Origin of the sequence: Paenibacillus lentus (genome assembly GCF_042714055.1) — a bacterium.
GTDB classification, from domain to species: domain Bacteria; phylum Bacillota; class Bacilli; order Paenibacillales; family Paenibacillaceae; genus Fontibacillus; species Fontibacillus lentus_A.
In genome coordinates this window covers 77161-101291 of sequence record NZ_JBHGVC010000017.1, presented here as the reverse complement: position 1 = coordinate 101291, position 24131 = coordinate 77161, and the positions used below count along the sequence as shown (strand labels likewise).

Below are 24131 nucleotides of genomic sequence, written 5' to 3'. Positions count from 1 at the left end.
ATTAAAGAAGCGCTACTGATATTTAGCATATCGGTAGTGCTTTTTTGCATTTCCTATTTTAATCGGCGATGTAAGCATGTTTTTCATTTGCGAGGAATTATTATTATGTTATTTCTAAATTTTTTAGAAACGACCGTATCGTTTCTGCCCTTTTTGTCGTTTATATATGTAAATAAGAAATTGCGTATGGCACAAGGAGGTGCAACGCTTAATGCACAGTAAGTTGGCAAGAATCTTTTCTGACGGGGCTACGCAGGAGATGAAGTCAAAACCAGAGGCAAAATTTGTACAAGAGACAAGGCGAGTAAAGGAAAGAACGTCTTTTCAAAGAACAATGCATTTACATCAATCAAAGCCACTTCAACCAACGAATTCTTCGCAAGAGGCGGAGCCTGAGTCTGACATAGAGCTTCAATTTGAAGAAGGGCATAATCAATTTCCTGAATGGGTTCGTACTCATCAGACGGCATTGAGGCAATATTGCCGATCCTTGGTTGGTTCTTCTTGGGAAGCGGATGATCTTGCTCAAGAAACGTGGCTGAAGGTATGGAGAACCTCCATTGATAAGGGCAGGCATTTTGGAATCAACAAGTCTTATCTATTCAGGGTAGCTAATCATATATGCATTGACCGACATCGCAAAAAAAGAGTCACAACTGAATCCTATCCGTTGGATCATGCAGTTCCCAGTGAAGAGCAAACAGACACGGCCTCCCTTTGGATGGCTATGGAGATCGTGGTGAACCGTCTCCCCGTCAATCAGCGGATCACACTGCTGCTTATAGATGTATTTCGATATACGGCAGCAGAGACGGCGGAATTGCTTCATACGACAGAAGGAGCCGTTAAAGCATTGCTTCATCGAGCTCGCATGAAGCTTCGATCGGAACGATATGGATTAGACAGTAGGACAAAGGCTGGAAGTGAAGACGACCTACAAAATGCTTCTCCTATTAATGAACAAACCGTGTATGCCTACCTAAAAGCATTTCGTGAGCATGATACGGGCGCGCTGCTGATGCTTATGAATGAATCGAGTGCATTGGATCAGACACAGCCCCCTGTATTGCAAAAGAGGCAGCCTAACATCCAATCTCATCACGGCTCCAAAGCTAAGAACGATATTCAATCGCTGGCAATGGCGGCTTAAGGTTCAAATAAAAATCAATTTCTAGGAGGTATCGACATGAGCACAGTTATTCCATACGTTATTGAACAGACAAGTCGCGGGGAGCGTTCCTATGATATTTATTCCAGGCTGCTTAAGGATCGAATTGTATTTTTAGGTTCAGCGATCGATGACCAGGTGGCTAACAGTATAAGTGCACAAATGCTTTTGCTTGCTGCAGAAGATCCCGAGAAGGATATTCACTTCTACATTAATAGCCCCGGCGGATCCACTTCAGCAGGATTCGCTATATATGATACGATGCAGTACGTCAAACCTGATATTCAAACGATTTGTTCCGGGATGGCCGCCTCCTTTGCAGCTATTTTGCTGTTAGCGGGAACCAAGGGCAAACGATTTGCATTACCTAATAGCGAGGTTATGATTCATCAGCCGCATGGCGGCGTCCAGGGGCAGGCCAGTGATATTGAGATCAGTGCAAGGCACATTCTCCGTACCCGGGAAAGATTGAATGCCATTGCAGCCGAGCATACCGGTCAGCCGTTAGATCGTATAGCTAAGGATATGGATCGTGATTACTTTATGTCTGCTGAGGAGGCGGTCGAATACGGCGTTATTGACCAGGTGATTTTCAAAGTAAATTCCTAAAAAATTAAGGTCAAAGCATTGTCTATAGACAATGCTTTTTCTTTATTATGTGAGACTGGAATGATTTTTACGGAAAAAGGGCAACAATAGACCAGCGGCAAGCGGAGAGCTGAGCATTTTGTACTCCTGTTGTAGACACTCGTATGCCTGTGAAAGTCTGGCGGTATTTCCTAGAGCTTATTCTTGACAGGCTATATGGCCTTTGCTAAGATGGCAATAATATATTTTCGTAAGTGACTTTCCGGCCTTGATATATAAGGGAAGTCGGTCGACGTGGAATAGACTATAAGGAGGAAAAACTAAGGTGTGGGAAAGTAAATTTAATAAGGAAGGCCTAACATTTGATGACGTTCTGCTCGTCCCTCGTAAATCGGAGGTGCTCCCGAAAGAGGTTAATTTGTCTACGAGATTAAGCGATAAGGTTAAGCTGAATATGCCCTTGATCAGTGCCGGGATGGACACGGTAACAGAAGCGGCTATGGCGATCGCAATTGCCCGGGAAGGCGGCATTGGCATTATCCATAAGAATATGCCTGTTGAGCAGCAAGCCGAGGAAGTGGATCGGGTTAAACGCTCAGAAAGCGGAGTTATCACGAATCCATTCTCCCTTACGCCGGAACATTTGGTTTCGGACGCGGAGGAATTGATGGGCAAGTATCGAATTTCTGGTGTTCCTATTGTAAATTCCGAGCAGAAATTGGTCGGTATTTTAACGAACCGTGATCTTCGTTTTGTTCATGATTACAGCATTAAGATCAGTGATGTCATGACGCACGAGAACCTGGTAACGGCTCCTGTGGGAACGACGCTTCAAGAAGCGGAAGGCATTTTGCAGCAGCATAAAATTGAGAAGCTGCCATTGGTCGATGATTCGAATACGCTCAAAGGTCTTATTACGATTAAAGATATCGAGAAGGCGATCCAATTCCCGAACGCAGCAAAAGATGAGCAGGGCAGACTGCTTGTCGGAGCAGCAATTGGTGTTTCCTCGGACTCATTTGAACGGGCGGAAGCTTTAGTTAAGGCAGGCGTTGACGTGATTACGGTAGACTCTGCTCACGGACACCACATTAACATTCTTGATACCGTCGCTGAGCTCCGTAAGAGATATCCTGATTTGACGATCATCGCTGGTAACGTAGCGACAGGTGAGGCGACTCGTGATTTAATCAAGGCAGGCGCATCCGTGGTCAAAGTGGGTATCGGACCTGGCTCCATCTGCACTACCCGGGTTATCGCCGGTATCGGTGTTCCGCAAATTACGGCGGTATACGATTGCGCATCCGTTGCTAGGGAATATGGCATTCCGATTATTGCTGACGGAGGCATCAAGTACTCCGGAGAAATTACAAAAGCTATTGCAGCCGGTGCGCATGCGGTTATGCTGGGAAGCCTTCTTGCAGGTACCGAAGAAAGCCCTGGCGAGTCGGAGATCTATCAAGGGCGTCGTTTTAAAGTGTACAGAGGGATGGGCTCTCTGGGCGCAATGAAGCAAGGCAGTAAGGATCGCTACTTCCAGGACGACGATAAGAAGCTGGTACCGGAAGGAATCGAAGGACGTGTTGCCTACAAAGGGCCGTTGTCCGATACGATCCACCAGCTGCTGGGCGGCTTGCGTTCAGGTATGGGCTACTGCGGGACGGGTTCGTTGGACGAGCTTCGCAACGATACACAATTCGTTCGTATTACGGGAGCAGGACTTCGTGAGAGCCATCCGCATGATGTGCAAATTACGAAGGAAGCACCGAACTATTCTTTCTAATAAATGGACCACACCACTAATTTCCATAACAGGCTGGGCGATTTCTGCCCAGTCTGTCTTTTTTTGCGTATTCCGCTGTGATAGAATAGATTAAGCAATCGAACGAGTATATGAGGGGAGCTTTAGATCATTGAAAACGAAAGAAAAGAAACCTAGAACATCGAAACGGCAAATCCTTCGTAAAAGCGTCGCCTCTGTTCTATTACTGAATATGCTATGTCTGTCTATGGTACCTGCGGCCGCGCTTGCTGAAGGACAGCAAACCGAGGTTACGTCTACCAAGCCTGCATCTGAGCAAAGCAATTCTAGTATTCCATCCGTGGAATCTCTCGAGCTTAAGGTGAAATCCGCTATATTATTGGAGCCGGTATCCGGCCAAGTACTTTTAAATGTGAATGGGGACACCCCGCTTCCTCCCGCAAGTATGACCAAGATGATGACGGAATACATTGTTGCGGACTTAGTGAAGCAAGGAAAGTTCAGCTGGGATGATGTGGTGACCGTTCGCGAGAATGCCTCCAAGACGATTGGTTCAAGAATCTTCCTGGCCCAAGGCGATCAGCACACGATCCGGGAATTGTACATTGCCATGGCGGTTGGATCGGCGAACGATGCAACTGTAGCGCTGGCGGAGCATGTCGCCGGTTCTGAACTGGCCTTCGTCAAGATGATGAACGATGAGGCTCAGCGCATGGGGATGACGAACACTTATTTTGCGAATTCTACGGGTCTGGATATTAAAGATATGCCGAAGGAATTCCAGCCGGAAAATGATAAGGAAACCGTGATGTCCGCGATGGATGCGGCGATTCTCGCCAAATATATCGTGACGGATCATCCTGACTTTACTGAGTTTACGACGATTCAGGAATATAAATTCCGACCTCGCGACAAGAAGCCGATGGTGAACTGGAACTATATGCTCGAAGCAAATAAAAATGTCACCAACTTCAAGCAATTTGCCTATGAAGGCTTGGACGGCTTGAAGACCGGACATACATCTAGAGCGGGCAGCTGCTTCACCGGTACGGCAGAACGTAATGGAATGCGGCTGATCAGTGTCGTGATGGGAACAGAAGCGACCAAGACCATGAAAGCCGAGGACGTTCGGTTTGTTGAGACGCGGAAAGTGCTGGACTACGGGTTTAATAACTTCGAGACCAAGCAGGTCGTTGCACCTAAGACAACGGTAGAAGGTACAGAGACGGTCACCGTCAAGAAGGCAAAGAATGTAGATGTGCCTGTCGTTACGGAGCAAGGAGTCAGCTTCGTTGTACCTAAAGGTGCAGATATGAGCAGCCTGAAAGCAACAGTTGCGCTGAACGGGGAGACCGCTCTGGTGGCGCCTCTGAAGCAGGGAACAGAGGTTGGTACAGTTACTTACTCCTACAAGGCTCCCGGCTCAGACGAGCCCGTAGAGAAGACCGTGAAGCTGATTACAGCCCAAGACGCGGAGAAGGCGAATTGGTTTAAGCTCTTCCTGCGTGCAATTGGGGACTTTTTCAAGGATCTGTTTAACGGCATCAAAAATCTTTTCTAATTCACTACGTATAAATCCCGAGTAAATGGGTTGTATATTTAGCGTAAATATTGTAAAATATCAAGTTAGATTATCGCATGTAGATTCGAGAACAGAAGTAATGTTTATGGGGATAAGGTCATGTGCCAAGGCCTCATAACATGGGGATATATTTAGATTAATTCGGGAGGCGTGGACATGGAAACAGGAACATCACGTGTAAAAAGAGGTATGGCCGAAATGCAAAAAGGCGGCGTCATTATGGACGTCATGAATGCGGAGCAAGCGAAGATTGCCGAAGCGGCTGGAGCCACGGCTGTTATGGCTTTGGAGCGTGTCCCTTCTGATATTCGTGCGGCTGGCGGCGTAGCTCGCATGGCTGATCCTACGATCGTTGAAGAGGTTATGAAGGTAGTATCTATTCCGGTTATGGCCAAAGCGCGTATCGGACATTATGTGGAAGCGAAAGTTTTGGAATCTCTCGGGGTAGACTATTTGGATGAGAGTGAAGTTTTGACGCCTGCAGATGAGGTGTTCCACATTGATAAACGTGATTTCACCGTTCCATTTGTCTGCGGAGCGAAGGATCTTGGCGAGGCGCTTCGTCGTATCAGTGAAGGCGCATCGATGATTCGTACAAAGGGAGAGCCGGGAACAGGCAACATTGTTGAAGCTGTACGGCATATGCGTCTGATCAACAGTCAAATCCGTTCTGTACAAAGCATGTCCAAGGATGAGCTGTATGCGGAGGCCAAGAACCTGGGCGTAGCCTATGATCTGCTCCTTGAAGTCCATGAGAACGGCAAGCTGCCTGTAGTGAACTTTGCAGCGGGTGGCGTAGCTACTCCGGCTGATGCGGCGCTAATGATGCACCTTGGCTCTGATGGAGTATTCGTAGGCTCGGGTATTTTCAAATCGGATAACCCTGAGAAATTTGCTCGTGCGATCGTTGAAGCTACAACGCACTACACCGACTACAAGCTGATTGCCGAAGTGTCCAAGAACTTGGGAACACCGATGAAAGGCATCGAAATTTCCAAATTGTCTCCGGCTGAACGCATGTCGGATCGCGGCTGGTAATTGGCAGCCGGAGTTCTTTTTGAGTCAGATAGAAAGAAGGTTTCTCCATGAAGGTGGGAGTACTGGCGCTGCAAGGCGCTGTTTCGGAGCATATAAGAAGCATTGAGAGCACAGGGGCTGAGGGCGTTGCGGTAAAGCAGCCCGAACAGCTTCTGGATATCGATGGATTGATCATTCCCGGCGGGGAGAGCACAACCATTGGCAAGCTCATGAGAAAATATGGCTTTATTGAAGCAATTCAGCAATTCTCCGGCGAGGGCAAGCCTCTTTTTGGTACTTGCGCTGGTTTGATTGTCATGGCGCAGAAGATTGATGGCGGTGAAGAGCCCCACTTGGGCGTTATGGACATCAGCGTGTCGCGTAACGCGTTTGGACGCCAGCGGGAGAGCTTTGAGACCGATTTGGATGTGAAGGGCCTTCAGGAGCCGCTCCGCGCGGTATTCATTCGTGCGCCTCTCATCACGGAGGTCGGCGAAGGTGTAGAGGTATTGTCCACATATAACGATGAGATCGTGACAGCACGCCAAGGGCATTTGCTCGTGTCGTCATTCCATCCTGAGTTGACGGACGATGTCTCGCTGCATAAATATTTTACAGAAATGATTCAGGCAAACAAAGCGGCTGCAAAGTAAGGGCCGACCAGACACCTTGACTCTTTCCCAAGGGTTAAGGTTTGTTTGTTTTAAACGGAGGACGCCCGAGTTCTCTGGTGATCCCATGGCGGCCTGTCTTGCTTTGCCGAGCAGATCTGTGGAGCAAGAGGCCGAGGGATGATTCTAGGAGGGACAACCCATGTTAGATGTTAAAATAATGCGTAATGATTTCGAGCGTGTTGAGAAAGCGCTCCAAGACAGAGGAAAGTCGTTGGAGCTTATATCGGGCTTCGCCCCGCTGGACGGTAAGCGCCGCGAATTGCTTCAAGAGAGCGAGTCGCTGAAGAACCGTCGTAACATGGTATCGGCCGAGGTCGCCAAACGCAAGAAGAATAAGGAAGATGCAGACGAGCTGATCATCGAAATGCGCGAGGTCGGTGACCGTATTAAGGAACTGGACGACGAAGTCCGGGCTTTGGAGGCACAGATCGACGAGCTGATGCTCGCAATTCCTAACATTCCTCATCAAGATGTACCGGTGGGTGCTTCGGAGGAGGAGAATGTGGAGGTTCGTCGCTGGAGTGAGCCTCGTCAGTTCGATTTTACGCCAAAAGCTCATTGGGATATCGCCACGGATCTCGGAATTTTGGACTTTGAGGCAGCGGCCAAGGTGACAGGCTCGAGATTTACCTTTTACAAAGGGTTGGGGGCGCGTCTTGAGCGTGCGTTAATCAACTTTATGATGGATTTGCACAGCGATGAACATGGCTATGAAGAAATGCTGCCGCCATACATCGTAAATCAGGACAGCTTGTATGGAACCGGCCAGCTGCCGAAGTTCGAAGAGGATCTATTTAAGCTGACGGAGGATGGTTACTACTTAATTCCAACGGCAGAAGTACCTGTAACGAACTTTCATCGGGACGAAATTCTGAGTGCAGAGGATCTGCCGCGCAACTATGTTGCCTACAGTTCTTGCTTCCGTTCCGAGGCAGGAGCGGCAGGCCGCGATACACGCGGATTGATTCGCCAGCACCAATTCAACAAGGTGGAAATGATTAAAATTGTTCATCCGGATCAATCCTATGATGAGCTGGAGAAAATGACAGCGAATGCAGAACGTGTACTGCAGCTGCTCAAGCTTCCTTATCGCGTATTGGCTCTGTGTACGGGAGACCTTGGCTTCACGGCTGCCAAGACATATGATCTCGAAGTGTGGCTGCCTGAAACAGGTGCTTATCGTGAGATTTCATCCTGCTCTAATGTAGAGGATTTTCAGGCTCGACGGGCGAATATTCGCTTCCGTCCAGAGGCTAAAGCCAAACCGGAATTTGTGCATACATTGAATGGCTCCGGACTTGCTGTAGGCCGAACGGTTGCCGCTATTCTTGAAAATTACCAGTTAGAAGACGGCCGTGTAGAAGTACCGGAAGTTCTTCGTCCGTACATGGGCAATATTGATTATATTTCCAGCAAAAAATAACTTGCGCACGAATAAACTCTATGGTAGAATCTGATTTGTTACGCTAATCAGGTTCACCTTTTGGAGAGGTACCGAAGCGGTCATAACGGGGCGGTCTTGAAAACCGTTAGGGTGCAAGCCCACGTGGGTTCGAATCCCACCCTCTCCGCCATACATATAAGAGAACCCACAACGGTTCGTCGGAGCATAGGCTTCGTTAGCGTTACATCGCAGTCTCGACCGAAGGGAGAGTATCCCACCCTCCGCCAACAAACAACATATAAATCAAGCCGCTTTCCAGACGGGGAGCGGTTTTTTAGTATACCAAAATGTATAAACTTTCGATGAATCCCACCCTCCGACCCAGAAGAGATAAATGGACTTTTGGTATTTAAAATATTCAATCTGGCACAAAGTGTACAATTAACTGGATTTCGTGTCCTTAAAACGAGGTCTAAAGCCGGATATTATTAATCAAGTGTTTATAAATACATAAAATCCATTTGTTGCCCCCAATTGATCCAAAGGCACTAAAATAATATGCAAAATCCAACTAAATCGGTTATCCCTACAATTCCATGGCTCAAAGAGTTTAGCACGATAAAGTTTTCGCACCGCGTGCAGCTCCCAGCGCGCGGTGTTTCGCTGCATGACAGCGGTCGGTCGACCACAGAGGCCATCAGGCGCTTTACTACGCGAGAATAGCGGCTCTAGCCAAGGTTAACCAGGTATAAATGAAGCGGATTATTCACAACTTATAGGAAGTCAATTAAAATAAGCTCGACGAGTAAAGGGGGATGCACCACATGAGCAAACCAAAGTCCTATACGACGCCGGGAACCCAGCCCGATTCCAATCAGCGCAGAGAGCATCGAGGCGGCGGGCCGGAGCCGCTATCCGGTTCCAAGAAAGTTAAAAACCAGAATCATGTAAGTCATAATAATCCACAAGGCAGTTAAGCTATATCCTGAATAATTTTACTTCTAGTCCTCAGCCGTTGGCTGAGGTTTTTATTTATAATTTGCAATTATACAGGACATGAAGTTCAAAAAATGTCATAATAAGAGAGTGCCTTGCCTCTAACTTTAATACGAAAGGATAGTGATGCGTATTGGACTTTGACCATGTGAACTCTATTCCTCCGGTATCGATTACACCTCAGTCTATTCGTAAACATAAGCAGCGTTCAATAGGCAGCATTTTGTTCAGAGCCTTTTTTATTGTAATAGGTGCTTTAATTGTATCGGTAGCCTTGGAATTGTTTCTAGTACCCAATAAAATTACGGATGGCGGAATTACGGGTATTTCCATCATGTCTTTTTATTTGTCGGGATGGCCGCTAGGGGTATTCTTGTTTGTACTTAATCTTCCTTTTCTGATTGTAGGATATAAGCAAATCGGCAAGACATTCGCTATCTCTACTTTGTTAGGTATCGCCGTCATGTCGATCGGCACAGCGATATTGCATCCGGTAGACCCCTTCGTGAAGGATACCTTGCTGGCATTTGTTTTTGGGGGCATTTTGTTAGGACTAGGCACTGGCCTGGTTATTCGATTCGGGGGATCTCTCGACGGAACGGAGATCGTAGCGATCTTGGTTTCGCGCAAGACGCCGTTTTCGGTTGGAGAGGTTATCATGTTCATGAACTTCTTCATTCTCCTTAGCGCAGGCTTTGTATTCACCTGGGAGAGGGCATTATTCTCGCTCTTGGCGTATTATATTGCTTTTAAGACCATAGATATCGTGGTCGATGGATTAAATGAATCGAAATCGGTATGGATCATCAGCGATCAGATTGATGAGATCGGCGAAGCGATTTTGAATCGTTTAGGGCGCGGGGTCACGTATTTATCCGGGGAAGGCGGCTTTTCAGGCGACCCGAAAAAGGTGATATTCTGCGTAATTACTCGATTGGAGGAAGCCAAGCTCAAAGATATCGTAAACCATTTTGATGAAAATGCTTTTTTGGCAGTCGGAAATATCCATGATGTGAAGGGTGGACGCTTTAAGAAAAAAGCGATTCATTAACTTTTTAATAAAAAGTGTTTCATTTTTTCACATTATGTTTAATATATTAAGTGGTTCATAAATATTACGTATGTTCATCTATGGAGATGGAGAGGAGCTAGTATGTCAAGAAAGTTTTTTATGTCAGCACTTATTTTACTTATGTCGGTAACTTTAATTCTATCCGGCTGCGGCGCCAAAAAGGAGCCGAAGGAAGCGCTGAAAAGTGCAGCGGTGACTGCACTGAAAATGGATTCATATGTATCAGAGAGTCAGATTAAACTAACGGATCTCACGTTTGATTCGTCATCGTCTCCTGAAATGGGGGCAGTCTATTCAATGCTGAAGGACGCTGAGTTGACATTAACTCAAGTGTATCAGAAAGATCCTATGCAGACGGAAGCTTCACTCGAAGTGAAGCTGACAGGTGATTTTTCAACGACGATCACGCTGCAGTTCGTTATGACGAAGGATAAGGTATACATTAAAATTCCTAGCATTCCGTTCCTGCCTCTGCCGGAGAAAGCAATCGGAAAATTCCTCGTTTTTGATTTGAAGGAATTGGCGGAAAGCAGCGGTGAAGATTTTAATCCGGATATGCTGGATACCGATAAAACACAAAAGTTGGTAGCTGAAATTGCTAATGTCGTTCTCTCGGAGTATGACTCGGAGAAATTCATCAAGGATCTTGAGCCAAAAGAAATCGAATTGCCGGAAGGCTTTAAGGCCAAGCAAGTTGTTCAGTTCTATATCACGAATGATACGGCTAAGGAAGCCATCAGCATTTTGATGAAGGAGGCTCTGCCGAAGGCGCTTGATATTGTAGCGAAAGATGAATACCGCCAAATGCTGCAATTAACGCCTGAGGATATTGAGGATGCGAAGAAGGAGCTCGCAGAAATCAATCAAGAGGAGTTCCAAAAGGATCTGGATGACATGCAGAAGTATTTGAAGATCAATGAGTTTACTGTGAATACGGCCATTGATCAGGACAATTATCCTTCTTATCAAGAGATGAACATGGATATGGAATTCAGTGATCCAGATACGGAAGAAAAGATCAAACTGGCAATGCAATTGAAGAGTAAATATACGAGCATAAACCAAGCGCCGAAGTTCAAGATCGGCATTCCGCAGGATACAATCACCATAGAGGAATTTGAACAAGAAATGAATTCGTTTGGTTATTAAGAAATAATACAATTGGTTCAGGCAAAGCAAAGGGGCGTCTCCAAAGGTTCATATAAACCTTGGAACGCCTCTTTCATTTGGGAGCTTGAAGATGTTATTTTTTACGCAGGCGCCGAAAAAATTCTGTCAGCAGGGAAGCGCACTCCTCACGCAATACACCGGCAGTCACCTCTGTACGATGGTTAAAGCGGGGCTCCTGGAGCAAGTTCATAAGCGTTCCTGCGCATCCTGCCTTAGGATCGGCCGCCCCGTATATGACGTGAGGAATTCGGCATTGGACGATAGCACCCGAACACATAGGGCAGGGCTCCAGCGTTACATAAAGCCGGCAATGCAGCAGACGCCAAGCGTCTAAAGTTTGGCTTGCTTCCCGAATAGCGATCATTTCGGCGTGTGCCGTACCATCCCGGATACTTTCGCGAAGATTATGGCCTCTCCCCACAATTTCGTCGCCAAGCACAATAATAGCGCCAATTGGTACCTCGCCGATCGCTTCGGCTTCGCGGGCCTCTTTGATCGCCTCTTGCATCCAGTATTCATCGGAATGAGTAGAAGTGGGAGGGATGGCGGGATAAGATGCGTCCATGAAATACAGTCAACTCCTTCAAAATGATGAGAAAAAGAACTCTGTCCAACGAACAAATATTCGTTGTTAACATGTTGTGGGTAAGTCTGTGCATAACCGTTGTTTTATCCCCAGTATTATACACAGCAAGGACTTTGCATCTGTTGATATGTTCATAACTTGTGCATAACTTTTTGAGTGCGGCTATTTTTAAACAGGCTTATAGGTATTTTTACTTATTGTAGGAAAAGAGAGTGGGAATATCAACGTCTTTGCAAAACATGTCGTTACAGTTATGATGATAGAAACAGATTAATTCCAAAAATCACCAAGAAGTGTTTTCAAAAGGGTGGGGGGAAGCTTGTCTATTAAAACAAAGTTATCTCTAATTATGTCGTTTTTCGCATTGATTCTTCTTTCGTTGAATATTGCCTTAAGTTACTTTTCAACCCGGGATAACTTAAGGAATCTAAGCGAGTCCAATATGATGGTTACAGCTCGGCAGATCGCTCTGGCTGTCGAACAGAGTCGCTCTGTTAATGAGTACATCAAGAGGCAGAATCATGGGCATATCAGTCGAGTGATGGCGGAAGGAATGCTCAAGATGACCAGTCCCGAACGGATTACCCAGGAGACTTTACGCTCAAATCCACAGCTGCTTGAGATTACGGGCATAGATCCTGAGACCTTCCAGGGAAGCAGCAGTCTCTTATTCGGTACTTATAACTATGTAAACGATACTACGGATAAAGCAGCAGTCATAGAGGTTGTCCAGAAAGGGGAGAGTGTCCTACATGACACGACGATAAACGGGAAAAGAGTGCTGGAAAGCTTTATTCCTATATCGCCTGTGAATAAAGGCCCCTACGTCATCCGGATCGTTTCCAGCTATGAGCCTATCTCCTCGGTCATTTCCAAGCAGATGTTCAGCCAGGTGACCATTTCCTTGGTTCTGCTTCAAATCGTCATATTTGCAAGTTATATTATTGCCGGCGAAATTATTCGGCCTATCCAGGACATTCTAATCAAGGTTAACCAGCTTTCTTCAGGTAAATTCGAGGCCAGAATGCGAGTGAATCGCCGAGACGAGCTTGGAGTATTGGGCCAGCAAATTAATAAGATGGCTGACAGCCTTGGTCATTACACCGCCGAGCTGGAACAGAAGAATGAAGAGAATCGTTCAATGAACGAATATTTGGATTCTATTATTTGTCAGACGGCGGACGCTATTCATTTGATTGACCTTGAAGGAAGAATTTTGCGGGTGAATCCTGCTTTTGAATGCTTATATGGTTGGAAGGGCGAGGAGATTGTAGGTCAGCAATTAGATTATATTCCGCCGTTTTTAGAGCAGGATAGGAAAGAGTGGATGCAAGAGCTGGAGCAGGGCAGATCCATTGTTTTGTCCGAAACCGTCCGCAAGCGCAAGGATGGAAGCTTGGTCGAGGTAAGCATTAGTGAATCGCCGATCTTTGACAAGTTCGGAAGAATATCGGCTTATATTTGCATCTCTAGAGATATGACGGAGCATAACCGGATGGAAGAATTGCTGCGTAGGTCGGAGAAGCTGACCACGGTTGGCCAATTGGCCGCTGGGGTCGCCCATGAAATCCGCAACCCGCTTACAACACTGCGTGGCTTCCTGCAAATGCAGCAGCACTCTAAAACCGTTAACCCGCTCCATACGGATATCATGCTCTCCGAGCTGGATCGAATTAATCTGATTGTGAGTGAGTTTTTAATCTTAGCGAAGCCGCAGGCTGTGAATTTTCAAACCAAGGACGTTCGCTTCACCCTAGGAGATGTTGTCTCCTTATTGGACAGTGAGGCTCACTTACATAACATCGAATTTAGTGTTCATTTCTCACCGGAGACTATTCTGGTACACTGTGAAGAGAACCAATTAAAGCAGGTGTTTATTAATATCCTGAAAAATGCCATGGAAGCCATGCCCTCCGGAGGACAGATTAAGCTCATGCTGTACTCGGATGAGCCGCATCATGCCGTCATTCGCGTCATAGATGAGGGCGAGGGCATCTCCAAGGAACGGATGCAGAAGCTCGGAGAGCCCTTCTATACGAATAAGGAGAAAGGGACGGGCCTTGGCCTAATGATCAGCCAGAGGATCATTGAGGCCCATAAGGGCTGCCTCCAAATCGAGAGCGAGGTCGGCAAGGGGACGGCTGTCACGATTACCCTCCCGCGATTGCTGGAGGAGGAAGCTTCGCAGCCGGATGATGTATAATTTTTCAGGGTGAATGGTGTGAAATACAAGCAAAGAGATAGCATAGACGGGGTGACATCAAAGGTGAGAATCAACAAATTTATTAGTGAAACAGGGTATTGCTCTAGGCGAGAGGCGGACAAGCTAGTGGAGTCCGGTCAAGTTACGATTAACGGGGAACCAGCCGTCCTCGGCAGTCAAGCCGAGAAGGGGGACGACGTGCGGATTAACGGGAAGCCGCTTACCTTGAAGACATCCAAGCACGTATATATTGCCCTCAACAAACCGGTGGGGATCACGAGCACAACGGAGCAGCATATCCGGGGCAATATCGTCGATTTCGTCGGGCATGAGGAACGCATCTTTCCTATCGGCCGTCTCGATAAAGATTCGGAAGGCTTAATACTGCTTACTAGCGATGGGGATATCGTCAATAAAATCTTGCGATCCGAGGGACGGCATGAGAAGGAATACATCGTTACGGTGGACAAGGTCATTACGCCCTCTTTTCTTAAAGCTATGAGTGAAGGAGTACGAATTCTAGGCACGATGACCAGGCCTTGCCAGGTGACACGAATGACGGATCGGGTGTTCCGGATCATACTGACCGAAGGAAAGAATCGCCAAATCCGCCGGATGTGCAGCGCACTTGGTTACGAGGTACGAAAGCTGCAGCGTATTCGAATTATGAATATTCATTTAGGCAACCAACCGACGGGGGATTGGCGGGATTTGACGCCACAGGAGAAGCAGGAGCTCGGAGCAGCATTGAACTATGATCTCCAATAAGAATAAGCGCCAGCTTAATAAAAAAACAATCAGGCCTCTAAGCGGGCCTGATTGTTTCATAAAGCGCAAGTAATTATGGTGAAGTATTGTTAATCGCCGGAATGCCGGTTTTCGATTCTTCTTGGTATTTACGGATAATTGATACTTCAACGCGGCGGTTCTTGGCACGCCCTTCGCTAGTCTTGTTGGAAGCAACGGGGTGATACTCGCCCTGACCGGTCGAGCTGAACTTCTTCGGATCCAGCGTATCGTTAAGCAGCAGGATTTTCATGAAATTCAAAGCGCGTCCGGAGCTTAAATCCCAGTTCGAAGGGAACTGGCTGGTAGAGATCGGGATATTATCCGTATGTCCAGAGACGACGACCTCATAGTCCGGAAATTGCTCCAGCATCGTAGAAATGGCCTTAGCGAGCTTGCGTGCCTCCGGCTTCACTTCCGCGTCGCCTGAGGCGAATAAGGCGTTATCGCTAATCGTAATCATAAGGCGAGAATGATTAAGCTGCGTGTCGAGCTGCGTCGTCAATCCATTATCTTTGATGTAATTGTCCAGACGTTTCTTGAGGCCTTCAAGATTTTCCTGCTCTTTGCGCATAAGCTCGTTTTTTCTCATTAAGCCTTCTGATGAATCTTTAGGTATCAGGTTATCGCTATTGAAGTTCTTGCTATTGCTGTTGAAGGCGTTCTGATCGAGCACGCCAATGCCGCCGGTAAGGACGCTGCTGAAGGCTTCGCTCATTTCTTCGAATTTCTTGGCATCGGTAGCGCTCATGCCATACAGAACGATAAATAGAGCTAGCAGAAGCGTCATAAGATCCGCATAGGGAATCAGCCAGGATTCGTCAGCATGCTCCTCGTGGGGCTCATGCCTAGTCTTTTTGCTCACCGGATTCACCTACCTTGTCTAATAGACCGGCGCGCTCCGATGGAGTCAGAAATACAGCCAGCTTTTGTTGGATGGCAATCGTTGAGACACCAGACTGGATGGACAATAGCCCTTCCACCATCATAAGGCGGATTTCAATTTCCTGTTTGGAAAGTCGTTTCAGCTTATTAGCAATAGGATGCCATAGAACATAACCCGTGAATATACCGAGTAGAGTCGCGACGAAGGCGGCTGCAATAGCATGAGCTAATGAATCCATATCGGACATATCTGCGAGGGCAGCGATCAGCCCGATAACGGCTCCAAGTACCCCGAGGGTCGGAGCATACATCCCGGCTTGAGAGAAAATGAGCGCACCTGCCCGATGCCGTTCTTCGGTAGCCGCAATATCTTCAGCAAGGACATCGCTGACAAACTCCTGGTCATTGCCATCAATGATCATGCGCATACCGTTGCGCAGAAAATCGTCATTAATCTCCTCGACCTTGGATTCGAGCGCCAGAAGCCCCTCACGTCGGGTGACCGTAGCCCATTCCATAAAGAGCGAGATGAGCTCTGCCTTGCTAATCATTTTTTGCTTAACGAACAATTTCTTGAATAGCTTTGGAATCTTCTTTAATTCGGAAGAAGGGAAGCCTATAAAGAGGCTCGCTGCGGTTCCCACCAAAATAATGACGTACGCCGCCGGGTTGTTAACCAAGTTGACGATCGGAGCTCCTTTAAGGAACATCCCCAGAACAACGGCGACTAAACCGAGAATAATACCGATGAGTGATGAAATTTCCATTATACACCTCGTCCTTGAGATAAATTGAAACCATGCTTTTGTCCTTAAGCATCCTTGCGAAAAGACCGGAACCATTCAATAAATAAACGGTTATATTTTTTATCGACAGAAATCCTTTTTTTTTTAAGTGGTATTTTCGTTTATAATAAGACAATGGCCTATTTTAGGAGATCGTGAAGGGAGCGAATCGCCCGTGGGAGTAAAGCACGGAAGGGAATATGAATTTATTTTGGCGGATTTTACGGAGGCTGTTGGCCGTATACCGGATTGTTATGTTTTCTTTGAGATGGAGCCTGCCGAATGGGAGGGACTGTCAGGTGAAGAACGGCATGAAGTCCTTGAGGCTTTAGCCGAGGATTTATTTTTTGGACTCGGTTCTGAGCCGGTGATCACTGTGGGAAGCGCGGTGGTGATATATGATTCGGAAGCGCATCGGATCAATGTGTTAATTGGGGAAGAGGAACTGACCTCGGTAAAGCTGATATAAGAGAATTAATTCAAAAGATTTTGCATGTGCCTTTGGGCGTGGTAAAATATGAGATTAGATATATCTAATAATATCTCTTGGCGGTATGCATGAATAGGGTTCGCGAAGAATAACAATAATCAAAAAGTATAATTACAACTTACCAAATAAAGCTGCGTGCATTTAATGGTACAAGGGACGTACTACATAGTCTTTGGAGTTCTTGAAAAAGAACAGGGAGGAAATAATATGCCGTTTACACCACAAGAAGTTGAGGCGCATTTAGAAAAATTAGAAGGATGGGAGCTGGAAGAGGGACGTTGGATTGTTCGCAAATATACGTTTTCCGAATTTATGAAGGGCATAGCCTTTGTAGATGAGGTGGCGGCAATCTCGGAGGCTTTTAACCATCATCCTTTTATTACGATCGATTACAAGACGGTTACGCTTCGGTTGACATCATGGGAAGCAGGTGGAATCACGGCCATAGATATTAAGGAAGCTGAGCAGTATAATGAGGCATTCGATAAGATGAGCCCATCCCAAAAGGTTTAGGAACCGGGATACATTGGCCGAATACGGGACACGCCCACCAGGAACTTTAATTTCCTGGTGGGCGTGTCTTTATTAGGATTATAGAATTTATAAGTTCTCGGCTATACGAACAATTCTATAATCGCAAAACTACGGCTGATCGCGGTCTGGCTCTTAAAGAAAGTACGTCGATAAGCGTTTTCTTATGCTTAATTATTTTTTCTCGGCAAGCCAGAGTGCGACGTTTGCAATTTCCTCGTCCTGGAGCTTATCTTTGAAGCCAGGCATCATGGAGCCCTTACCCTTCGCGATTACCTTGTAAAGCTGTTCAGTCGACATGGTGGCGCCGATGTTTTGCAGATTAGGCCCAGCCAAGCCTTCCAATTGATCCCCGTGACAGCTAATGCAGTTGGCTTTGATGACGGCTTCGGCTTGCTCTGCGTTTAATGTGACTTCAGGCATTTGCGTCTTATTTTCCTGTGCGACCTGATCTTTACCGGGTAAAGTAAACATAAGCACTAGAGCTAATGCACACGCGACAAAGAATAGCCCGCTCATAACCCACTTTTGCATTCCAATCGTCCCTCCTATGTAAGCTACCTTATTATTATAACGGAACATGCTATTTGATCATAGCATTTGTGACAAAAAAAGCAACGAATTCCGCGTATAAATGCTCAAATTGCACAATATATATGAGCATCGTCACAGCGCGCCGCAATGGGGTTGTGCAGCGTTCCTTAGTAAAAGTCTAATCCTATGGCAAGTAAATGTCTGAGATCGCCTCACAGGCGCTCTCAGACCCTTTGCAGCCCAAGCTATAATCGTTCACCGCGGTATACCATGCAGTAATACGGTTTGGATATAGCACCGGGGGTCATTTTCTCGTACAGGTCGGTAATGACGAAGCCTGATTTCTGATAAGCCCGAATAGCTCGCGTATTCCAGGTAAGCACTTCAAGATCAATCACGTTGGATGGTGCACGTCGTTGCCCCTCTTTTACAATCGTCAATACAAACGACTTACCCAGCCCATGACCGCATAAATCCGGTCTCATGCCGATTCCAAGTCTTGTCACATTCTCCATGGGAAAATACTGGGCGAATCCCGCCAGATTGCCTTCCCCGTCCAGAACGGATACATATTGCTCGGCCCGCAATGCCGGATTGCCGAATTCAACATCAAGAGCCTTCATTTGTTCCCAAGGTAGCCAGCTATAGATATCATAGGGAGAGTCATAGCGCCAAGTACTAATTGCTTCCCCATGGTGCTCTTCCATAGGAACGATCTGAAACTGAATTTCTCGTTTATCCATCTTGCGCCTCCTTGTACAAATAGGAATGCCGTGCCATGGAACTTTTCCGGCGCGATCTTTTTACCACCACTGTAACGGGATTTTATTTTATTGTAAAGGCTCTAATGGTGATGTTTTTAGGAGGAAGGTGTTTTTAGCGAAATGTTTATCCCTCTTATGGTGAAAACGGTTTATCGCAAGGAGATAAAAAAATAGGGCCAAGGGCATATAGGGATGCAACCTTTTTCCTTTCTGTTTCGTTAATAAGGTAGAAGGAACGAAGCGCAAGAAAAAGCCGCCACAATTCTGGCAGGAATCGTCGCGGCAGCTTAAGCAAAAGCAGTAGACATGAAGTGGAAAGAATGATTAGGATTGTGCAGCATGGGTAGAATAGCCGTATTTGCTCAAAATCCGTTTCGCTCCAACATAGCGTTTCTTGTAGTAGCTGTTACTTAATTTGTCGGTGCGAATCCCTTTTGAAGAAGAGGCATGGGCGAATTTTCCATCGCCGATATAAATGCCGACATGAGATACTCCTTTACCGGTCGTATTAAAAAATACGAGATCTCCTTCTTGCAACTGATCTTTCGCAACAGGCGTACCCTGCTTGTACTGGGCCGACGAGACGCGCGCCAGCTTAACACCCATTTTCTTAAAGACGTAACTTGTAAATCCCGAGCAATCAAAGCCGCTTGCGGTAGTTCCGCCGAGTTTGTAAGGTGTGCCGTAAACCGCGTTAACGGTCTTGTTCAACGTAGTGTCCGAGTCCGCGTATGCGCTTGCTGTTCCCATCGTGAAAAGGATAGCCAAGCTCGTCGCCGCTGCTGTCAAAGTCTTTCTCAAGTTGTATAACTCCTTCCAATGCCTGCGAGGTTAGCTTAAGGATTCGGTTGAAGGTTCCCTATCATCTCTTCTGAAGCGAGATCAATTCACCCATAAATGGTTCCCCCGTCTCCCGGGTGCCGGGAATTCGGCGATCTAGTGATATGCACCCGAAACGAAACGACTTTACATCAATAATGACAACTTTGTTACTTATTACTTTGGTTATTCTAACAAAAGAGGCCAACTTTTGCAAGTTTAGCCCAGCGGCTTATTCGCTGGTAAAGCTATCCAATCCCTTTTGAAATAAAAAAACCTGCAGGTGGATTCTGGAGGAATCTCTACAGGTCTTTTGGACGTATATTATTCTACATCATCATGATCTTGGCTATCTTCTGCAACAGCTTCATATTTGTCAGTACTCATAACGCGTTTGGCACCGACATAGCGCTTGACATAATAATCTTCGCTTAATTTGCTAATGATTACGCCCTTCTTAGTAGAAGCGTGAGCAAAGCTCTCACCGTCGACCATAACACCAACGTGGGATACTCCTTTGCCAGAAGTGTTGAAGAATACGAGATCTCCGGCCTTCAACTCACCCTTCTCGACGGCTGTACCCATATTATATTGGGATCCCGATGTACGAGGAAGCTTGATATCGAGACTCTTGAATACGTAACTGGTAAATCCAGAACAATCAAATCCATCGGTGGTTGTACCGCCGGATACATATTTCGTTCCTAGAGCCGATTCAACGGCCGTCTCCAGCTTGGAGTCAGCGAAAGCGCTGCCAGCTCCTAGAGAGAATAGAATGGAAAAACTTAACGCTGCTACGGCTAACTTTTTCTTCAAAGAAGTTATGCTCCTTCCAATGCCTACGAGGTTAGCTTAAGGATTCGGTTTGAAGGTTCCCTATGATCCCTCTGAAGCGAGATCAATTCACCCAAAGTGGTTCCCCCGTTTCCCCGGTGAAGGGAATTCGGCTATAATTTTAACACCGTGTTTGACATATTCGACAATTATGTTATACATTGCTGTTAATTATGACAGAATTGATTACAAATCTGTTACTTTAAAAGTACTGTTGTTATTGTAACAAGGCAGGCACCATTTGGCAATGGTTAAATTGCGAGAATTATATAGCAAGCTATAGAATAAGGCCCCCGTGCAAGCACGGAGGCCTTGTGGCTCTAGGGAGCCGACAAGATGAAGAAATTTTAACTTTTTTGTTGCCATAGACAATATTGCGAGTTTATTTTCCATATTTTGAAAACGCTGCGGAAGAATGGATATGCTTGCTGTAGAATAAGTGCCAGCAGACCGGTCATCATCCAGGATATCGTGCCGAATAGAATAAAAATTATAGAACAAGAGACGGCGAGAATGACGGAGATGCCGAGACCGGGTAAGAGATGCTTCCAGCAAACCAGCAGGGACGGCCAGGCATTGCTTTTAAATAAGTAGCCAAATTGCACGAAAAGCACAGTTTGGCGTACGAACCAGCTATAGCCGAGCCAGCCAACAATATAACCCATGGCGATCAGGAAAGCTGAAATGTAGCTGCCTCCTTGAAGAAGGGGGGACAAAGAGGCATATGCTTTGGGCAGCAACCACAGCGTAGGAATAAGAATCAAGATAAGCTCCAGGAAATAGAATAGAGCAACGGGCTTCCAGAACTTCTGTATGCCTCGGAACAGCGGGAGGCCGGCTGAACGTTCCTCTGCAGGAAGTAGTCCGTACAGTATGCCGGCATGAATCAGAGGAGTTAATAGCAGCCGCAGAAGGATCATCCCGACCAGGATCCATATGTAAAGATGAACTTCGGGAATTTGCCAGAATCTCGTCTGTCCTTCGATCATAAACAGAATCCGGCTTAAATCATGGGGCGGGGGATTTGGAAATCGATGCAGCATTTGAACTACAGCCGTATTGACCAGTCGATATAGAAAGACACCCCAAAGCAATTGATACAGGAACAAAATGATGACGGAGGGGAACTGTCTTTTGACGCTGCTCCACCCATTGCGAATATAGGGCATGATATTCCCTCCTAAAAGTTTTGTGAGCGACACCGCCCTGAATAGGCTCCGAACAAAACTTACTCCGAAAGCATAAGCCTGGTTTTGTGAGCGACACCGCCCTGAATAGGCTCCGAACAAAACTTACTCCGAAAGCATAAGCCTGGTTTTGTGAGCGACACCGCTCTGAATAGGCTCCGAACAAAACTTACTCCGAAAGCATAAGCCTGGTTTTGTGAGCGATACCGCCCTGAATAAGCTCCGAACAAAACTTACCACAGGAACGAACCGATCAGCATTTCCAGTAGCTTCGTTACACTGACGTTAGAGCGGGTGCTGACCTTTTCATCGATGCTAGCTTTAAAGTAATTATTGATATGCTTGTTTTCCAGCACTAACGTGTAATCCGGATCGAGCATGGCCCAAGCGAGGGGTTCTTTATAGCGAAGCTTTAACTGCAGCTGCTCCTCTTCCCCGTTCCATACCTTGCGAACCGTGTGCCCGTCTTGGAAAGTGAAGAGAATTGGTACCTTCGGATGAGTTCCGCCCTTCCGCTTGATATCTACCATCGATTCGTAGAGCATTTCATTGTCCTGCTGAACTTTGAGGATGGTAATGTTCTCTATGGCATAGTCCGCCATTTTTCCGTCGTATATATACTGATCGAAGTACGATTTCCAAGTGCGCCCCGTCGTTTGCTCCAATACCCGTTGAAAGTCTGCCGTGGTAGGATGCTTGAATCGATACTTGCGAGCATAGAGAGAGAGGGTGCGGTTCATGGTTTTAGTGCCGATTTGACGTTCGATATCCAGCAGTACGAGCTTGCCGCGGTGATAGACATTCTTCGCATAAATATCCGCTGAGCCGAATTCCCAAGAGGGCTGTGTCAGTGGCTTGGGATTGTGAATTAATGCGGCTTGGATAGGCAGACTGGTCGTGATTCCAAACTCCTGCTCCATTAAACGATCCTCGGCATAGGAGGTAAAGGCTTCGTCAAGCCAGGCTTCTTCGAATTCATTGCTGGCTACCATTCCATAGAAAAACTGATGCCCGATTTCATGGATCACGGTACGCTCCAGCTCATCATAGCCAGGGGATTCACTGGCGGCTCCAAATGCCGTAATTAGCGTTGGATACTCCATGCCTCCTGCCCCGTTGCCGTCGGCCGGAGGCACGACGATGGATAAAGTGGAGTACGGGTAGCTTCCGTACCACCTGCTGAAGTTGGATAAAGCAACCTTGGCTGCGTAGAAATATCGATCCTTCAAATCTTGGTGGGCAGGATCTAGATAAAGCTTGATCCGAACCCCGGGAACCTCTGCCGATGAAAAGGGCTCTTCCGCGTAGACAAAATTTGGCGAAGCAGCCCAGGCGAAATCATGCACATCGTCAGCGTAATATTGAACGATTTTACGTTCGCCCCGTTGTACCGCCGGCTTGGTCGGGAACCCTGTAGCCGCTACGGTATATTCACTGGGAACATCAATATTTACGCTGTATATGCCGAAGTCGGAATAGAATTCCGAGTTTCCGTGGTACTGGTGCAAGTTCCATCCCTCTGTACTTCTTCCTCTTCTAAAGACGGGTTCATATACGCACAGCTTGGGGAACCATTGGCCAGCCATTACAAAGTCGCCGGCCGTACCCATTCTGGCGAATATTTTCGGCAGCTTTACGGTGAAATCAATTTTGAGCGTAATGCTCTCGCCACCTTGAACCGACCTCGGCAGCCGCACTTTCGCAAGCGTCCTGTCATTCGCATTTCCATCATCAGGCTGGACATATTGAACGCGGTGGAGGAGAGAAATGCCGTCCATCGTTCGGATATCGGTCAATTCCATGGAGCCCCACCCGTCTTTTGGCATAATGTCGCTGCGCAAGCGTCCGCCGGATTCTTTCATAAAGGTGGTTTCTGAGGAGGCGAACGCATTGGGATATAGATGAAAATACAGCTCATTCAGCGTTTTTTTCCCGGGATGGGTCCAGGATAGCGTTTGGGTGCCGGTCAGCGTTCTCTCTTGCTCATTCAGCTTGACGTCAATATGGTATTCTGTAACCCGGTTGCTAAGTATTTCTGCCGTCGGCTGCTGTATGCTCTCCGCTTGCTGGGGAGAGGGAGCCTTCATTACGGCGGGGTTGCCCTGCTGATGGGATGCGAGTGAGGGAGCGATTGGATGGTCTGAAAGAAGCATGTACATTATGGAGCCGCCTAAAAGACACATGATAAGAATAGAAATACTCACGATAAAAGTTCGACGGGTCATTCAATGGATACCTCCTGTTGACAAGCATCTACAGCATGTATATGTTTGCATTTGGGAGATTATTAGCTAAAATAAAATTAATGTATACG

At 46.7% G+C, this 24131-nt stretch carries 23 protein-coding genes, 1 tRNA gene and 2 riboswitches; of the genes, 15 read left to right on the top strand and 9 right to left on the bottom strand.

Features of this window, described 5'->3' with window-relative positions:
• The first annotated feature begins 211 nt into the window (after positions 1-211).
• From ACE3MQ_RS25235 to ACE3MQ_RS25185, 11 genes are all read left to right on the top strand, one after another.
• The gene (locus tag ACE3MQ_RS25235; protein ID WP_379397986.1) at positions 212-1150 is read left to right on the top strand and encodes an RNA polymerase sigma factor; all 939 of its coding nucleotides are present in this window, start codon (positions 212-214) and stop codon (positions 1148-1150) included.
• A gap of 36 nt (positions 1151-1186) precedes the next feature.
• Positions 1187-1777, top strand: coding sequence for an ATP-dependent Clp endopeptidase proteolytic subunit ClpP (clpP, locus tag ACE3MQ_RS25230; RefSeq protein WP_379397984.1), 591 nt, complete (start codon positions 1187-1189; stop codon positions 1775-1777).
• A gap of 304 nt (positions 1778-2081) precedes the next feature.
• A complete protein-coding gene (gene guaB / locus ACE3MQ_RS25225) occupies positions 2082-3539 on the top strand; it encodes an IMP dehydrogenase (protein WP_379397982.1) in 1458 nt (485 codons plus the stop codon).
• Between the two features lie 130 nt (positions 3540-3669).
• Positions 3670-5079, top strand: coding sequence for a D-alanyl-D-alanine carboxypeptidase family protein (locus ACE3MQ_RS25220; protein WP_379397980.1), 1410 nt, complete (start codon positions 3670-3672; stop codon positions 5077-5079).
• Between the two features lie 177 nt (positions 5080-5256).
• The gene (gene pdxS, locus ACE3MQ_RS25215) at positions 5257-6138 is read left to right on the top strand and encodes a pyridoxal 5'-phosphate synthase lyase subunit PdxS (RefSeq protein WP_379397978.1); all 882 of its coding nucleotides are present in this window, start codon (positions 5257-5259) and stop codon (positions 6136-6138) included.
• A 47-nt stretch (positions 6139-6185) separates the two neighbouring features.
• A complete protein-coding gene (gene pdxT / locus ACE3MQ_RS25210; RefSeq protein ID WP_379397976.1) occupies positions 6186-6770 on the top strand; it encodes a pyridoxal 5'-phosphate synthase glutaminase subunit PdxT in 585 nt (194 codons plus the stop codon).
• 160 nt (positions 6771-6930) lie between these two features.
• Positions 6931-8214: a serine--tRNA ligase gene (serS, locus tag ACE3MQ_RS25205; RefSeq protein WP_379397974.1), complete on the top strand. Its 1284-nt coding sequence runs from the start codon at positions 6931-6933 to the stop codon at positions 8212-8214.
• A 62-nt stretch (positions 8215-8276) separates the two neighbouring features.
• Positions 8277-8365 (top strand) — tRNA-Ser (locus tag ACE3MQ_RS25200).
• Positions 8366-8999: 634 nt separating this feature from the next.
• Complete coding sequence (locus ACE3MQ_RS25195) at positions 9000-9152, top strand: small acid-soluble spore protein P (RefSeq protein WP_379397972.1); 153 nt, start codon at positions 9000-9002, stop codon at positions 9150-9152.
• A 242-nt stretch (positions 9153-9394) separates the two neighbouring features.
• A complete protein-coding gene (locus tag ACE3MQ_RS25190) occupies positions 9395-10222 on the top strand; it encodes a YitT family protein (protein WP_379397998.1) in 828 nt (275 codons plus the stop codon).
• Positions 10223-10324: 102 nt separating this feature from the next.
• Positions 10325-11392 (top strand): DUF6612 family protein, encoded by a 1068-nt coding sequence (locus ACE3MQ_RS25185; RefSeq protein WP_379397970.1) that lies wholly within the window; start codon positions 10325-10327, stop codon positions 11390-11392.
• 94 nt (positions 11393-11486) lie between these two features.
• Here ACE3MQ_RS25185 and tadA read toward each other — a convergent pair whose 3' ends face one another.
• A complete protein-coding gene (gene tadA / locus ACE3MQ_RS25180) occupies positions 11487-11978 on the bottom strand; it encodes a tRNA adenosine(34) deaminase TadA (protein ID WP_379397968.1) in 492 nt (163 codons plus the stop codon).
• Positions 11979-12318: 340 nt separating this feature from the next.
• Here tadA and ACE3MQ_RS25175 point away from each other — a divergent pair, with 340 nt between their 5' ends.
• Together ACE3MQ_RS25175 and rluF are read left to right on the top strand one after the other, a co-directional pair.
• Entirely contained in the window at positions 12319-14202 is a 1884-nt protein-coding gene (locus ACE3MQ_RS25175) for an ATP-binding protein (protein ID WP_379397966.1), read from the top strand.
• 63 nt (positions 14203-14265) lie between these two features.
• The gene (gene rluF / locus ACE3MQ_RS25170; RefSeq protein WP_379397964.1) at positions 14266-14970 is read left to right on the top strand and encodes a 23S rRNA pseudouridine(2604) synthase RluF; all 705 of its coding nucleotides are present in this window, start codon (positions 14266-14268) and stop codon (positions 14968-14970) included.
• Between the two features lie 73 nt (positions 14971-15043).
• On the opposite strand, the gene motB is transcribed toward rluF, so the two are convergent.
• Both motB and motA read right to left on the bottom strand, forming a co-directional pair.
• Positions 15044-15853, bottom strand: a complete 810-nt coding sequence (motB, locus tag ACE3MQ_RS25165) for a flagellar motor protein MotB (protein ID WP_379397962.1) — start codon at positions 15851-15853, stop codon at positions 15044-15046.
• Positions 15837-16640, bottom strand: a complete 804-nt coding sequence (gene motA / locus ACE3MQ_RS25160) for a flagellar motor stator protein MotA (RefSeq protein ID WP_379397960.1) — start codon at positions 16638-16640, stop codon at positions 15837-15839. The genes motB and motA overlap by 17 nt, the downstream gene beginning before the upstream one ends.
• A gap of 193 nt (positions 16641-16833) precedes the next feature.
• On the opposite strand from motA, the gene ACE3MQ_RS25155 reads away from it, so the two are divergent.
• Together ACE3MQ_RS25155 and ACE3MQ_RS25150 are read left to right on the top strand one after the other, a co-directional pair.
• Positions 16834-17127, top strand: a complete 294-nt coding sequence (locus tag ACE3MQ_RS25155; protein ID WP_379397958.1) for a hypothetical protein — start codon at positions 16834-16836, stop codon at positions 17125-17127.
• 228 nt (positions 17128-17355) lie between these two features.
• Entirely contained in the window at positions 17356-17661 is a 306-nt protein-coding gene (locus ACE3MQ_RS25150) for a 4a-hydroxytetrahydrobiopterin dehydratase (protein WP_379397956.1), read from the top strand.
• Between the two features lie 192 nt (positions 17662-17853).
• Here the strand turns inward: ACE3MQ_RS25150 and ACE3MQ_RS25145 are convergent, their stop codons facing one another.
• The 6 genes from ACE3MQ_RS25145 to ACE3MQ_RS25120 form a co-directional block, all read right to left on the bottom strand.
• Positions 17854-18213, bottom strand: coding sequence for a c-type cytochrome (locus tag ACE3MQ_RS25145; RefSeq protein WP_379397954.1), 360 nt, complete (start codon positions 18211-18213; stop codon positions 17854-17856).
• A gap of 245 nt (positions 18214-18458) precedes the next feature.
• A complete protein-coding gene (locus ACE3MQ_RS25140; protein WP_379397952.1) occupies positions 18459-18956 on the bottom strand; it encodes a GNAT family N-acetyltransferase in 498 nt (165 codons plus the stop codon).
• Positions 18957-19301: 345 nt separating this feature from the next.
• A complete protein-coding gene (locus ACE3MQ_RS25135; protein WP_379397950.1) occupies positions 19302-19778 on the bottom strand; it encodes a C40 family peptidase in 477 nt (158 codons plus the stop codon).
• Between the two features lie 4 nt (positions 19779-19782).
• Positions 19783-19921: riboswitch (cyclic di-AMP (ydaO/yuaA leader) on the bottom strand.
• Positions 19922-20120: 199 nt separating this feature from the next.
• Complete coding sequence (locus ACE3MQ_RS25130) at positions 20121-20612, bottom strand: C40 family peptidase (protein ID WP_379397948.1); 492 nt, start codon at positions 20610-20612, stop codon at positions 20121-20123.
• 5 nt (positions 20613-20617) lie between these two features.
• Positions 20618-20755: riboswitch (cyclic di-AMP (ydaO/yuaA leader) on the bottom strand.
• Positions 20756-20977: 222 nt separating this feature from the next.
• Positions 20978-21799, bottom strand: a complete 822-nt coding sequence (locus ACE3MQ_RS25125; protein WP_379397946.1) for a hypothetical protein — start codon at positions 21797-21799, stop codon at positions 20978-20980.
• 251 nt (positions 21800-22050) lie between these two features.
• Complete coding sequence (locus ACE3MQ_RS25120; RefSeq protein ID WP_379397944.1) at positions 22051-24042, bottom strand: M1 family metallopeptidase; 1992 nt, start codon at positions 24040-24042, stop codon at positions 22051-22053.
• Positions 24043-24131: the final 89 nt, after the last annotated feature.